Here is a 13,868-nt window from a genome sequence, read left to right as displayed (position 1 = left end):
TTCAAGCCCACCCGCGTGGTGGCCCCGCCTAGAAAGGAAACGCAGATGACAACATATGACCAGACTTGGGTTGCCGCCGAAGAGGCCAAGCGTCAGTGGATGGCCGAGAATGGCCTGTATAAGGCGGACGATGAACATGCCTCTTGTGGCGTGGGCCTTGTGGTGTCGATTGATGGCACCCCGTCACGCGATGTTGTGGAAAAAGGCATCAATGCGCTGAAGGCGGTCTGGCACCGTGGTGCTGTTGATGCCGACGGAAAGACAGGGGATGGCGCGGGTATTCACGTGCAGATCCCTGTGCCCTTCTTTAACGACCAGATCCGCCGGACCGGCCACGAACCAATCGACGACAAGCTGATTGCCGTGGGACAGGTGTTTCTGCCGCGCACGGATTTTGCCGCCCAGGAACGCTGCCGCACGATTGTGGAATCCGAAGTGCTGCGCATGGGCCACTATATCTATGGCTGGCGCCATGTGCCGGTGAACACCGAAGTGCTGGGTGACAAGGCCAACGCAACCCGCCCCGAGATCGAACAGATCCTGATCCGCAACGAAAAGGGTCTGGATGAAGAGGCGTTCGAGCGCGAGCTTTACATCATTCGCCGCCGGATCGAGAAGGCGGCGACGGCTGCTGCGATTAATGGCATGTATGTCTGTTCGCTGTCGTGCCGTTCGCTGATCTACAAGGGCATGATGCTGGCCGAACAGGTTGCCGAATTCTACCCTGACCTGATGGATGCGCGGTTCGAGAGTGCCTTTGCGATCTATCACCAGCGCTATTCCACCAACACCTTCCCGCAGTGGTCCTTGGCCCAGCCGTTCCGTATGTTGGCCCATAACGGCGAGATCAACACGCTGAAAGGCAACGTCAACTGGATGAAGAGCCATGAAATCCGCATGGCGTCTAATGCTTTTGGCGACAAGGCCGGTGACATCAAGCCGATCATTCCATCGGGTGCGTCGGACAGTGCTGCCTTGGACTCCGTTTTCGAGGTTCTGGTGCGTGCAGGCCGCAATGCACCGATGGCAAAGACCATGATGGTGCCCGAGGCGTGGTCACAGCAGGCCGTGGAAATGCCGCAGGCGTGGCAGGACATGTATGGCTATTGCAACGCCGTGATGGAGCCATGGGATGGTCCTGCGGCATTGGCTATGACGGACGGGCGTTGGGTTTGCGGCGGTCTGGACCGCAACGGTCTGCGTCCGCTGCGTTATGTCGTGACCGGTGACGGTCTGCTAGTGGCAGGCTCCGAAGTAGGCATGGTGCCTGTCGATGAAGCCACAGTTGTAGAAAAAGGCGCGCTTGGTCCGGGGCAGATGATTGCCGTGGATATGCAAGAGGGGCGTTTGTACCACGACAAGGAATTGAAGGACAAACTGGCCGCTGCCCAGCCTTTTGGTGACTGGGTCGAGAAGGTCGTCGATCTGAACGACATCATGCGCGATGTGCCTGAAAAGCCGATCTTTGAGGGGGCGGACCTGCGCAAGCGTCAGGTGGCTGCAGGCTATAGCATCGAAGAACTGGAACAGGTGCTCGCGCCCATGGCCGAGGACGGCAAAGAAATGATTGCGTCGATGGGGGATGACACGCCGTCGGCAGTGCTGTCCAAGACGTACCGCCCGCTGTCGCATTTCTTCCGTCAGAACTTTAGCCAAGTCACGAACCCGCCGATCGACAGTTTGCGCGAAAGCCGCGTGATGTCGCTGAAAACGCGGTTCGGGAACCTCAAGAACGTGCTGGACGAGGATTCGTCGCAGACCGAGATCCTGTTGCTGGCCAGTCCGTTTGTCGCCAACGCCGAGTTCGAGCAGATGATGAAGCAGTTCGGCGACAGCGTTGCTGTAATCGACTGTGTCTTTGAGCCGGGTACGGGGTCTTTGAATGCGGGCCTGCAGCGTATTCGTGCCGAGGCCGAAGACGCCGTGCGTTCGGGTGCGGGCCATATTGTGCTGACCGATCAGAACCAGTCCGAAGATCTGGTGCCGATGCCGATGATCCTTGCGACCTCTGCGGTGCACTCGGGCCTGACGGCCAAGGGCTTGCGGACCTTCTGTTCGATCAACGTGCGCTCGGCCGAATGTATTGATCCGCATTACTTTGCGGTGCTGATCGGCTGTGGTGCGACCACGGTCAACGCTTACCTTGCGCAGGATTCCATCGCGGACCGTGTGCGTCGCGGGCTGATCGAGGGCACATTGACCGAGGCTGTCGCGCGGTATCGCGCTGCCATTGATGCTGGCCTTCTCAAGATCATGTCGAAGATGGGGATTTCGGTTCTGTCGTCCTATCGCGGCGGTCTGAACTTTGAGGCCGTGGGTCTGTCGCGCGCAATGGTCGCCGAATACTTCCCCGGGATGCACAGCCGCATCTCCGGGATTGGTACGTCGGGTATCCAGACCAAGCTGGAAGAAGTACATGCGAAGGGCTGGAAAGGCGGCAGTGATGTGCTGCCGATCGGGGGCTTCTACAAGGCCCGCCGGTCTGGTGAAAAGCACGCATGGGAAGCGCAAACGATGCACATGTTGCAGGCGGCTTGTAACAAGGCGAGCTATGCTTTGTGGCAGCAGTTCTCGAAATCCATGCAGTCGAACCCGCCGATCCATCTGCGTGACCTGCTGGCGATCAAACCGCTGGGTGCACCGATCCCGATTGAAGAGGTGGAAAGCATCACCGCAATCCGCAAGCGTTTCGTCACACCCGGCATGTCTTTGGGTGCGCTGAGCCCCGAGGCGCATAAGACGCTGAACGTGGCGATGAACCGGATTGGCGCAAAGTCGGATTCCGGTGAGGGTGGCGAAGATCCCGCACACTTCAACCCCGAACCCAATGGCGACAACCCTTCCGCGAAGATCAAGCAGGTTGCGTCGGGCCGTTTCGGTGTGACAGCCGAATATCTGAACGCCTGTGAAGAGCTTGAGATCAAAGTCGCGCAGGGTGCCAAGCCTGGTGAGGGTGGCCAGTTGCCCGGTATGAAGGTCACTGACCTGATTGCGCGTCTGCGTCACTCGACCAAGGGTGTGACCCTGATTTCACCGCCGCCGCACCACGATATCTATTCCATCGAGGATTTGGCGCAGCTGATCTATGACCTCAAGCAGATCAACCCGCGCTGTAAGGTGACCGTCAAGCTGGTGTCGTCGTCCGGTGTGGGAACGATTGCCGCCGGTGTGGCCAAGGCCAAGGCCGATGTGATCCTGATTTCGGGCCACAATGGCGGCACAGGTGCATCGCCCGGTACGTCGATCAAATACGCAGGCCTGCCATGGGAAATGGGCCTGACCGAGGCGCATCAGGTGTTGGCGATGAACAACCTGCGTGAGCGGATTACCCTGCGCACCGATGGTGGTTTGCGCACTGGCCGTGACATTGTCATGGCTGCGATGATGGGGGCCGAAGAATACGGCATCGGCACCGCTGCGCTGATCGCGATGGGCTGCATTATGGTCCGTCAGTGCCAGTCGAACACCTGCCCTGTGGGTGTGTGCACGCAGGACGAAGCCTTGCGCGAGAAGTTCACCGGCAATGCCGACAAGGTTGTCAACCTGATCACCTTCTATGCGACTGAAGTCCGAGAAATCCTTGCGTCGATTGGCGCGCGGTCTTTGGATGACGTGATTGGCCGTGCCGATCTGTTGACCCAAGTGTCGCGTGGGTCGGCGCATCTGGATGATCTGGACCTGAACCCGCTGTTGATCACCGTCGATGGGGCCAACAAGATCACCTATGACCGCAACAAGCCGCGTAATCCTGTCGATGATACGCTGGATGCACAGATTGTGAAGGACGCCGCGCGCTTCCTGAATGATGGCGAGAAGATGCAGCTGGACTATGCGGTGCAGAACACGCTGCGGACAATCGGCACACGCACATCCAGCCACATCGTGCAGCAGTTCGGGATGCGCAATGCGTTGCAGCCGGATCACCTGACGGTGAAACTGCGCGGCAGTGCGGGCCAGTCGCTGGGGGCGTTTGCCGCTCCGGGCCTCAAGCTAGAGGTGTCGGGTGATGCCAACGACTATGTGGGCAAAGGTCTGTCAGGGGGGACAATCGTGATCCGTCCGCCCATGGTCAGCCCGCTGGTGGCGTCGGACAACACGATCATTGGCAACACCGTGCTTTATGGTGCGACGGCGGGGTATCTTTTCGCCGCCGGTCGCGCGGGCGAGCGCTTTGCGGTGCGCAACTCGGGTGCCCATGTGGTGATCGAGGGCTGCGGCACAAACGGGTGTGAATATATGACCGGTGGTGTGGCTGTGATCCTTGGCACGATCGGTGCGAACTTCGGGGCGGGCATGACCGGCGGTATGGCCTATCTTTATGACCCCAAGGGCGAGGCCGCAGAGCTGATCAACATGGAAACACTGGTGACGAACCCTGTGACGGTCGATCACTGGGAGACCCAGTTGAAAGGCCTGATCGAACGTCATGCCGCGGAAACAGGCAGCCGCAAGGCCGCTGATATCCTGCAGCATTGGGACCTTGAGAAAGCCAATTTCCTGCAGGTCTGCCCCAAAGAGATGCTGGTGCATTTGCCTGCACCGCTCAGCATCGAGGACGCGGCAATCCCTGCGGAATAAATAGCACGCCCCCGCGCTGAAAATCGCGCGGGGGCGCTGCATCTTCTTGACCCTTTAACCCCGCCTATGGCTTATGGGGCAGATGGCAGAACCGAGCACAGCTAGAAAGCGAACGGCGCAAAAACCGGCACCCAAAAAGAAACCTGCGAGGAAGACCGAAAAGCTGGGGCTTGTGGCCCGCGTGCGCAGGTTTATCCGCAGGACGGTTTTTTGGGGTGTTGTGGCTGTCTTTTCTTTCGCGCTGCTCTGGACGCTGCTTTATGCGGTCATCAATCCGCCCACGACACCCTATATGCGTGCCGAAGCCCATCGTTTGGTGACGATTGAACGGGAATGGGTGGATATCGAAGATATTGCCCCCGTCATGGCGCGGTCCGTCGTGGCGGCGGAAGACGCGAATTTCTGTCTGCACTGGGGGCTGGATGTCAACGCCATCCAGGATGCGGTGGAGCGCGGGCGCGGCGGGGCCTCGACCATATCGCAGCAGGTCGTCAAGAACGTTTTTCTCTGGCACGGGCGGAGCTGGTCGCGCAAAGCCATCGAGGCGCTCTGGACGCCCTTGACCGAGGCGATCTGGTCCAAGCGCCGGATTGTCGAGCTTTATCTGAATGTGGCCGAATTTGATGAAGGTGTCTTTGGCGTGCAGGCCGCGGCGCGGCATTATTTCGGTGTCGATGCCGCCGATCTGACGCCCACACAGGCGGCGCGCCTTGCCGCGATCCTGCCTGCGCCCAAAACCCGTTCGGCCAGCAACCCCAGCACATTTACCCGCGAACGCACGCGCGCGATCATGAGCGGGGCCGCAACGATTGCGGCGGACGGGCGCGCGGAATGCTTTGAAAACTGACCCAGCCATTGAACAGTGGCGCAGCTTGCGGCATTGAAGGGCGAGTTATTGTTGTGAGCCGCGCATGAACACCCTGTACCATTATCCCTTGTCTCCGTTTTCCCGCAAAGTCCGGCTGTGTCTGGGCGAAAAGAAGATCGAAGTCGCTTTGGTCGAAGAACGCTATTGGGAAAAAGATCCGGATTTCCTGCGCCGCAATCCGGCGGGCAAGGTTCCTGTGCTGAAAATGGACGGGCGTACAATGTCGGACAGTGTTGCGATCTGCGAGTATATCGAAGAGACGCACCCGACGCCCGCGTTATTGCCAAAAGGGGCCGATGCCCGCTGCGAGGTCCGGCGTCTGGTGGGCTGGTTTGATGACAAGTTCTATCAAGAGGTCACGACAAAGCTGACCGGTGAGCGTGTCTATCGCAAGATCATGGGCACCGGTTATCCGGACAGCACGAATGTGAAAGCCGGCGCGAAGGCGATCAAATACCATCTGGATTATATGGCGCGCCTGCTGGACGAACGCCGCTGGCTTGCGGGTAACGAGATGACGATGGCGGATTTTGCGGCTGCCGCGCAACTGTCATGTCTGGATTATACCAGTGACGTGGACTGGAACCGGCATGAGGTGCTGAAGGACTGGTATGCCAAGATCAAGTCCCGCCCTGCGTTCCGGTCTATTCTCGCGGATGAGGTGCCGGGGTTTCAGCCTGCGGCGCATTATGCTGATCTGGACTTCTAGGGGCTCTGCCCCGTCCCGGACGATGTCCGGGACTCCCCGGGATATTTTCCGGCCGATAATAACGGGCATGCTGCGGGGTGCGCTGCTTTGCAAGAAACGGGTGATCTAAAACAGCGTTTGATCGGCTTTGCGCAGGAGGCGGGCTTTGCCGCTGTCGGTGTGTGTCGGCCTGATGCTGTGCCGGAATTGCCTGAACGGTTGCAGAAATTTGTTGCGGCCGGCATGCACGGGCAGATGGGCTGGATGGCCGAGCGGATGGCATGGCGGGCGGACCCGACAGCGCTTTGGCCTGCGGCGCGGTCGGTGATTATGCTGGCGGAACCCTATACGCCCGTGCATGATCCTTTGGCGGTCTTGGAGGAACGTGACCGTGCCGCGATCAGCGTTTATGCGCAGAACCGTGATTATCATGACGTGGTCAAGAAGCGCCTGAAGCGCGTCGGGCGATGGCTGATCGAAGCGGTGCCGGGGGCGGAGATCAAGGTTTTTGTCGATACAGCGCCTGTGATGGAGAAACCGCTCGCGCAGGCGGCCGGACTGGGGTGGCAGGGCAAGCATACCAATCTGTTGTCCCGTGATCTGGGCAACTGGTTCTTTCTGGGTGCGATCTTTACCACCGTGGATCTGGCAAGCGATGTGGCAGAGACGAGCCATTGTGGTTCTTGCACCGCCTGTCTTGAAATCTGCCCGACGGGCGCGTTTCCGGCCCCTTACCGTCTGGATGCACGGCGGTGCATTTCCTATCTGACGATTGAACATAAGGGGCCTGTGGATGCCGATTTGCGTCCGCTGATGGGCAACCGGATTTATGGCTGTGATGATTGTCTGGCGGTCTGTCCGTGGAACAAATTTGCCCATGAGGGGCGGGATGCAAAGCTTGCGGCGCGGGATGATCTGGTGGCACCACCGTTGGCAGATTTGGCGGGATTGGATGATGCGGGCTTTCGCGCGCTGTTTTCGGGATCACCGATCAAGCGGATCGGCCGCGACCGTTTTGTGCGCAATGTGGCCTATGCGATTGGCAATTCCGGTGATCAGACGTTGATCGCAGCCGTTTCACCTTTGGTTGATGATCCTGATGCGGCAGTGGCCGATGCGGCGCGCTGGGCTATCTCACGTCTGAAGGAGGACTGATCATGTTTCGTATTCTTGCATTGATGATGTTACCTGTTGCCGCCTATGCGCAGGTGGACCAAGGGCGCCCGAATGCCGATTTCACCCCTGCGTTTGCAGAGCAGACACGTGCACCCGCGTTGCCCGTCACCGATGTGACGGTTGAGGTTTTTGCCGATGGTCTGGATAGCCCGTGGGGGATTGCGAACCTCGGGAACGGGCAGTTTTTGGTGACCGAGAAGGTTGGAAACCTGCGTGTTATGAATGCGGATGGCAGTCTGAGCAGCCCATTGGCGGGGTTGCCTGATGTGGCGGCGCAGGGTCAGGGCGGGTTGCTGGACGTAGCGGTGTCGCCCGATTTTGCGCAGGACAGGACGATTTTCTGGACCTATGCGAAATCCGTGCGCGGCGGTTTGGTGACGGCAGCGGCCCGCGGAACTTTGGGTGCCGATGGTGTGATCAGCGATGCGACGGATATTTTTGTGCAGGATAATCCCGCGCGCAACGGGCGCCATTTCGGTAGCCGCGTTCTACCGATGGCAGATGGCACCGTCTGGATTACGACAGGTGATCGCGGCGCAGGCGATCGTGGCACTTTGGTGCAGGATATCGAGACAACCCATGGCAAGATCATCCGTGTGAATGCGGACGGATCAGTGCCTGCGGACAATCCCTTTGTGGGCCGTGCAGGCAACGATCAAGTCTGGTCTCTGGGTCATCGCAACGTGCAGGGTGCCGCGATGGGGCCCGGCGGGCTTTGGACAATCGAGCACGGGCCGCGTGGCGGGGATGAGTTGAACCGGCCGCAGGCGGGGCTGAACTATGGTTGGCCGGTTGTGAGCTACGGGATCAATTACCGCGGGTCTGACGTGGGCGGTGGAGATGCAAGCGGGCCCGAGTTTGAAGAACCCGTTTACTATTGGGACCCTGTAATCGCACCCGGTGGGATGATGTTTTACGACGGGCCATATGCCGCGTGGCAGGGGGATTTGCTGATTGCCTCGCTCAACCCCGGTGCGCTGGTGCGTCTGGATATCCAGAACGGGCGCGTGGTTGGCGAAGAGCGTTTGCTGACTGATGTGGGCCGCATCCGTGACGTGGAAGTGCTGGAGGACGGCGCGGTGCTGCTGCTGTTAGACGCGGGCGAGGTGCTGCGGGTCATGCCGGGGTAGCGTCCGGCCGCGTTGGCGGGAGCTTTTGGGCGGTGTATGTCTGAACAGTGCGAGGCCCTGATGGTGCGCGATGATGGCGATAGCCTTGTCTGAGGAGCTTGCCAGCCGCAGATATCGCGGCCGGCAAGACGATCATCGGCGCGGTGCTAGTTCGCCAAGGCCACATCACGTGGTCCGGCGAAATCGAGCAGGAAGATGCACTCCACGTCGCTGTCGCAACGATCGGCATGCGGCTCACCAGCGGGGACAAGGGCGTAGTCGCCCGGACCTGTGGGCACTTCGGTGCCGTCACCTTCGATGTGTACCCAGTTGCCCTGAATGGTCAGTCCCCAATAGTCACTGCTGTGGGTATGCATCGGCAATGCCACCCCCGGCTCCATTTTGAACAGCCACGTCGCGCCGGTTGCATCCTCGCCCCAGACCAGCGCAAGTTGGACACCGGGCAGTGGTGCGTCTTCCCATGCGACATTTTCAAGGGCCACATGAATCCCGCCGTGGCCGTGACCATCGGCGGTGGCGAATGTCGTAAGCAGGGTGGCCGCAGTGGCGGCGATCAAAGTCTTCAACATTGTATTTCTCCTCTTTGCAAATTTGATACCGATTGGTACAAATAAATCAGAAAAGCTGTCAACAATAAAATACTATCCGGTACTAAAATGTCATCTAACCCAGAAAAACCGGGCCGTGGACGCCCAAAGACCCTGAAGAAAGCCGCTGTGATCGACGCGGCCATGCAGGCTTACTGGCAGGAGGGGCCGACAAATGTCTCGCTGAACGAGGTTTGTGCGCGGGCGGGGGTGTCGAAGCCATCGGTCTACCGCGAGTTCGGCAATGACGATGGTTTGGCGGCTGCGGTGCTTGAGGTCTATGCGGAAACTGTGCTGGGGCAGATGCTTGGCATTGTGCAGAGTGACGAGGATCTTGCGACTAAATTGTCCAAGATCGTCTCTCTGGCGGCGGCGGATCCTTTACATGACCAAGGCTGTCTTTTTGTGAAGATGCGTGCAGCGCGGGATCAATTAGGGCCGAAGACCCAAGCGGTGATCGGGCAGATTGACGGCATGGCGCTTGAGGCCTTTACCAAGCTGTTTGCGCAAGCGCGCACAGAAGGAGGGTGGACCAGCAGTCTGCCCGCGGACCTTGCGGCGGCCTATACTCATGCGCAGATTGGCTTGGCACTGGATTACCGCGCGCGCGGCGAAGACCCGCTGGCGATTCTGGATCTGGCGCTGTCTGTTCTACAACCTGCAAAGGTGTAGCGGCGGCACGAGGTGCCGGATCAGGTCCGGGACTGCGGGGTGCTAGGCGGCCAGCTTGCGCGCTGCGGCAAAGGAAATCAGGCGCTTGGATTTTTCGTCCCAGAGATCAAGGCTTGCGCATTTGATGCTTTGGGCGATTGTCATGCGGCTCACCTCGACCAGTTCGCTATGGTCGCGCAGGACCTCTGTCAGCCTGTAGAACGGGATGCGGCTATAGAGGTGGTGGACGTGGTGGATGCCGATGTTCGCGGTGAACCACCGCAGGATTGGTGGCAGGTCGTAGTGTGAGCTGCCGTGCAAAGCGGCCTCGTGCAGTTGCCAGTCTTCGTGCTGTTCCCAATGCGTCGTTTCAAACTGGTGTTGCACATAGAACAGCCACACGCCGATGGATGCGGCGATCAGGGTTGTCGGCAGAAAGACAAGGAACAGTGCCTGCAGCCCGCCGAAATAGACGATTGTGCCAAGGATCGCAGCGATAGCAACATTGGTGCCCATCGCGCTGACCCAGTATTTGCGCCCTTGCAGGCCCAGCGGCAGGCGGTTTTGCAGGAAAAACAGATATGTCGGGCCAAGGCCGAACATGACGAAGGGATGGCGGTACGCCCGATAGAGGAACCGTCCGAAGGGGGTGCGCTGGTGGTATTCCTCGACCGTCAGCGTCATCACATCACCGATGCCGCGTTGGTCAAGGTCACCCGCGTGGCTGTGATGGATCGAATGTGTGCGCCGCCAGACATCATATGGCGTAAGCGTGACAACACCCAAGGCCCGCCCGACCCAGTCACTCACATCACGGTTGCCAAAGAACGAGCCATGGCCGCAATCGTGTTGAATACAAAAGAGCCGCAACAGGAAAAGACCGTTCGCCGCCGAGATCAGAAACGCGCCAAGATAGCTATATTGCGCCACCCAGCAGGCCAGCACCCAGAGCACCACAAAGGGGATCAAACTGACGGCGAGTTCAAAGCTGCTGCGGATGCTGCTTGGTTCGCGGTATTTTGCCAAAATCTGGACCCAGTCACGGGGGGTCATGTTCGCGGGGGTCTTATTTTTGTCTTGCATATACTGCTTCTTAGCCTGTGATGGTTTTCGATACCCTAACGTCAACGATTAGCAAGCGAAAAAGGCTTCAATGTGGTCTGCCTGCGTCCTAGTGTAGCGGAAAGAGGAACACATCATGCAGCCGCTTCGGGGCATTATCTTTAAAGTTATGTCCGTCTGCATGTTCATGGGGATGGCCAGTCTGGTCAAAGCCGCCTCGGTTGATGTCCCGCCGGGGCAGGCTGTTTTCTTTCGGTCTTTCTTCGCTTTGCCCATTATTCTGGGGTGGCTGGCCATACGGCATGAGCTGCGCGATGGCTGGAAAACCAAGAACCCGATGGGGCATTTCTGGCGCGGATTGGTGGGTACATCGGCAATGGGGCTGGGGTTTACCGGGCTCGGCCTGTTGCCATTGCCCGAGGTGACAGCGATTGGCTATGCCGCGCCGCTGTTGGTCGTCGTCTTTGCGGCGATGTTCCTGAATGAAAACGTGCGCGCGTTCCGGTTGTCGGCTGTTGCGATGGGGATGGTTGGCGTTCTGATCGTGTTGTCGCCGCGGCTTTCGGTCGGGGCGAGCTTGAACCATTCCGAAACGCTGGGCGCGATTGTCGTTTTGATGGGGGCGGTTCTTGCGGCCCTCGCGCAGGTTTTCGTGCGCAAACTGGTGGCGACAGAAACAACGGCTGCAATTGTGTTCTGGTTTACGCTCACCTCGTCGGCCATGGCGCTTTTCACACTGCCGTGGGGGTGGGTTATGCCGACATGGCAGATCGCGGCCATGCTTGTCATGGCGGGGTTCCTGGGTGGGATCGGGCAGATTTTCCTGACGTCGAGCTATCGCTATGCCGATGCGTCGCTGGTGGCGCCGTTTGACTATAGCTCGATGATCCTTGCGCTGTTGATCGGCTATTTCATCTTTGACGAGGTGCCGACCGGGACCATGCTGATCGGCGCAGGGATTGTGATTGCGGCGGGTGTGCTGATAATCTGGCGCGAGCGCAAACTGGGTTTGCAGCGCGCGCAACAGCGCAAAGCGACGGGCAATGTCGGGTCCTAGGCCTGTCGCGCGCCTTGCCGCAGCCGTGCCAAAAGCAGACGCACCTGCGCGATTTTTCGGGCAAACCCCGGTGGGGATTTGTGCACCTTGAGGCCCAGATCGGAAAACAGTGACCAGATGTCCCTGATCTCGTTGGGTTGCAGATGCGTTGGCACTCTGACAGGTGATCCGCCCGTCGGCTCAATAAACGCCTGCGGGATCGTGAAGGGCAGCGTCCCGTCGGGGTAGACCATCATCTTCTGCCTGACCCGCGACACGATACGCGGATCGGCATCCACTACATCGACCTTCAGGCGATGTGTCCTGTAGGATCCTGTTTCCCAGTTCCGCAGGATCAGCGCGAATATCTCACAGGGTCCCGGGCGTGCGGGCAATGGGCGGGGATTGTCGAGATGCTCCGTCGGATTGCAGCGATAGAAGGCGTGCACCGCCACGGCAAAATCGCATTCAGGCTGGCACAACATCCAGTGGACAAGCGCGCAATGCTCTGTTCCGCGCGTGCGGCGCAGCGTGTCCAGCCAGAGATCCTGGGGTGATGACTTGAGCAATTGTCGCACCGCGCGCTCGTTTTCAGAGAGCTTTGGTTTCTCGGCAACTTGCTTGGTCGTAGTCGTATCGGGAGAATACATGACGAATCCAACTCATTAAACAAAGCTAATTTCCCATTGAATCCTGCCGGAACTTTGGCCTTTCCGCGTTCGTTGGCGGATTTATTGTTGCTGTTTTGAGGACTGTTTTCGGCGCTGCGGCCTGTTTTGCTGCCATAATATACAAAACGCCTACAATGCGGCATTTGTCAGGATTGGGCAGAATCGGTCGTCTTGTGGTATACTGGCCAGACAAAGCGGAGGATGACATGACAAAACATGTAATCGACAGACCAAAAGCAGTGACGCCTGCACGTATGGTCCGGGCTATTGCAATCGAACGCCACGAAGCGCCGCGCAAGGCGACGCTGGACCTTCAGCGCCGCAAACGGCAGCGGACGCTTGACAGCCGCACCAGTTTCTTTGTGCGGTTTGCGCGCGGTATGCGGCCCTAGCCGACGAAAAAGGGGCGCCCGAGCGCCCCTTCCGATTGCCGTATGGGATCCGTTATGCGCGGACCAGTTTCTCGTAGTCGGCTGAAATCTCGCGTGTGATGGCACCGACCTCAAAGTTGTAGTCGCCGATTTGCCCCACAGGAGTCACTTCGGCGGCGGTGCCTGTGAGCCAGCACTGTTCGAACCCTTCGAGTTCTTCGGGCATGATGATCCGTTCATTCACAGTCAGGCCCTTGTCGCGCAACATGCCGATCACTGTCTGGCGGGTGATGCCGTTCAGGAATGCATCGGCAACAGGTGTGTGCACTTCACCGTCTTTGACAAAGAAGATGTTGGCACCTGTCGCTTCGGCCACATAGCCGCGATAGTCGAACATCATGGCGTCGGAACAGCCTTTGGCCTCGGCTGCGTGTTTGGACATGGTGGCGATCATATAAAGACCCGCCGCCTTTGCCTGCGATGGTGCCGTTTCAGGGCTTGGGCGTTTCCATTTCGCGATATCGAGCTTGGCGCCTTTCATCTTGGCGTCGCCATAGTAGTTGCCCCATTCCCAGACCGCCACGGCAAGGTGGACAGGGTTGCGCGCCGCAGCGACACCCATGTCTTCGCCTGATCCGCGCCATGCGACGGGGCGCACATAGGCGTCTTTGAGGCCGTTGGCGTCGAGGGCGGCTTGTTTTGCCGCTTCGATTTCATCAACAGTGTAGGGGATTTCAAAGTCGATCAACTGGCCGGATTTGATTAGACGCTCGCTGTGTTCGCGTGATTTGAAGATCTTGCCGGAATAGCAGCGCTCGCCCTCGAACACGGATGAGGCGTAGTGCATGGCGTGCGTCAGAATGTGGACTTTGGCATCGCGCCATTCGACCAACTGGCCGTCCATCCAGATTTTACCGTCTCTGTCGTCATATGCACCGGCCATCGTAATCTCCATCCCGTTTTGCATTTGTTACGTCAATAGGTCCGTTTCGGACATAATGTTGCGTAGTTTCTGCGTTTCGCTAGCAGTTGATTCTTGGAATGTCAACA

General features: G+C 58.8%; 12 protein-coding genes. 8 read left to right on the top strand and 4 right to left on the bottom strand.

The window, feature by feature from the left end; translation table 11 throughout:
* The first annotated feature begins 45 nt into the window (after positions 1-45).
* The 5 genes from gltB (at position 46) to SJY29_RS14750 (ending at position 8,440) form a co-directional block, all read left to right on the top strand.
* The gene (gene gltB, locus SJY29_RS14770) at positions 46-4,578 is read left to right on the top strand and encodes a glutamate synthase large subunit (RefSeq protein WP_400084231.1); all 4,533 of its coding nucleotides are present in this window, start codon (positions 46-48) and stop codon (positions 4,576-4,578) included.
* An 82-nt stretch (positions 4,579-4,660) separates the two neighbouring features.
* On the top strand, positions 4,661-5,425 hold the full coding sequence (gene mtgA, locus SJY29_RS14765; RefSeq protein ID WP_400084228.1) for a monofunctional biosynthetic peptidoglycan transglycosylase: 765 nt from the start codon (positions 4,661-4,663) through the stop codon (positions 5,423-5,425).
* Positions 5,426-5,489: 64 nt separating this feature from the next.
* Positions 5,490-6,155, top strand: coding sequence for a glutathione S-transferase family protein (locus tag SJY29_RS14760; protein ID WP_110280713.1), 666 nt, complete (start codon positions 5,490-5,492; stop codon positions 6,153-6,155).
* An 87-nt stretch (positions 6,156-6,242) separates the two neighbouring features.
* Entirely contained in the window at positions 6,243-7,289 is a 1,047-nt protein-coding gene (gene queG, locus SJY29_RS14755) for a tRNA epoxyqueuosine(34) reductase QueG (protein WP_400084225.1), read from the top strand.
* Positions 7,290-7,291: 2 nt separating this feature from the next.
* Entirely contained in the window at positions 7,292-8,440 is a 1,149-nt protein-coding gene (locus SJY29_RS14750; RefSeq protein ID WP_400084222.1) for a PQQ-dependent sugar dehydrogenase, read from the top strand.
* Positions 8,441-8,586: 146 nt separating this feature from the next.
* Here the strand turns inward: SJY29_RS14750 and SJY29_RS14745 are convergent, their stop codons facing one another.
* The gene (locus tag SJY29_RS14745; RefSeq protein WP_400084220.1) at positions 8,587-9,009 is read right to left on the bottom strand and encodes a cupin domain-containing protein; all 423 of its coding nucleotides are present in this window, start codon (positions 9,007-9,009) and stop codon (positions 8,587-8,589) included.
* 87 nt (positions 9,010-9,096) lie between these two features.
* On the opposite strand from SJY29_RS14745, the gene SJY29_RS14740 reads away from it, so the two are divergent.
* On the top strand, positions 9,097-9,699 hold the full coding sequence (locus tag SJY29_RS14740) for a TetR/AcrR family transcriptional regulator (RefSeq protein ID WP_400084218.1): 603 nt from the start codon (positions 9,097-9,099) through the stop codon (positions 9,697-9,699).
* Between the two features lie 42 nt (positions 9,700-9,741).
* Here SJY29_RS14740 and SJY29_RS14735 read toward each other — a convergent pair whose 3' ends face one another.
* Positions 9,742-10,731, bottom strand: coding sequence for a fatty acid desaturase (locus SJY29_RS14735; RefSeq protein WP_400084215.1), 990 nt, complete (start codon positions 10,729-10,731; stop codon positions 9,742-9,744).
* A gap of 145 nt (positions 10,732-10,876) precedes the next feature.
* On the opposite strand from SJY29_RS14735, the gene SJY29_RS14730 reads away from it, so the two are divergent.
* Complete coding sequence (locus SJY29_RS14730; protein ID WP_400084212.1) at positions 10,877-11,797, top strand: DMT family transporter; 921 nt, start codon at positions 10,877-10,879, stop codon at positions 11,795-11,797.
* Here SJY29_RS14730 and SJY29_RS14725 read toward each other — a convergent pair.
* Complete coding sequence (locus SJY29_RS14725) at positions 11,794-12,426, bottom strand: hypothetical protein (protein WP_400084210.1); 633 nt, start codon at positions 12,424-12,426, stop codon at positions 11,794-11,796. The genes SJY29_RS14730 and SJY29_RS14725 overlap by 4 nt on opposite strands.
* 227 nt (positions 12,427-12,653) lie before the next feature.
* Here SJY29_RS14725 and SJY29_RS14720 point away from each other — a divergent pair, with 227 nt between their 5' ends.
* Entirely contained in the window at positions 12,654-12,839 is a 186-nt protein-coding gene (locus SJY29_RS14720; protein WP_400084207.1) for a hypothetical protein, read from the top strand.
* Between the two features lie 52 nt (positions 12,840-12,891).
* On the opposite strand, the gene SJY29_RS14715 is transcribed toward SJY29_RS14720, so the two are convergent.
* Complete coding sequence (locus SJY29_RS14715; RefSeq protein WP_055297006.1) at positions 12,892-13,761, bottom strand: branched-chain amino acid aminotransferase; 870 nt, start codon at positions 13,759-13,761, stop codon at positions 12,892-12,894.
* Positions 13,762-13,868 lie beyond the last annotated feature (107 nt).

The organism is Yoonia sp. R78084 (genome assembly GCF_044595625.1).
Lineage (GTDB): Bacteria > Pseudomonadota > Alphaproteobacteria > Rhodobacterales > Rhodobacteraceae > Yoonia.
Note: the sequence above shows the minus strand (reverse complement) of the source record. Positions and strands in the feature narration are given on the sequence as shown.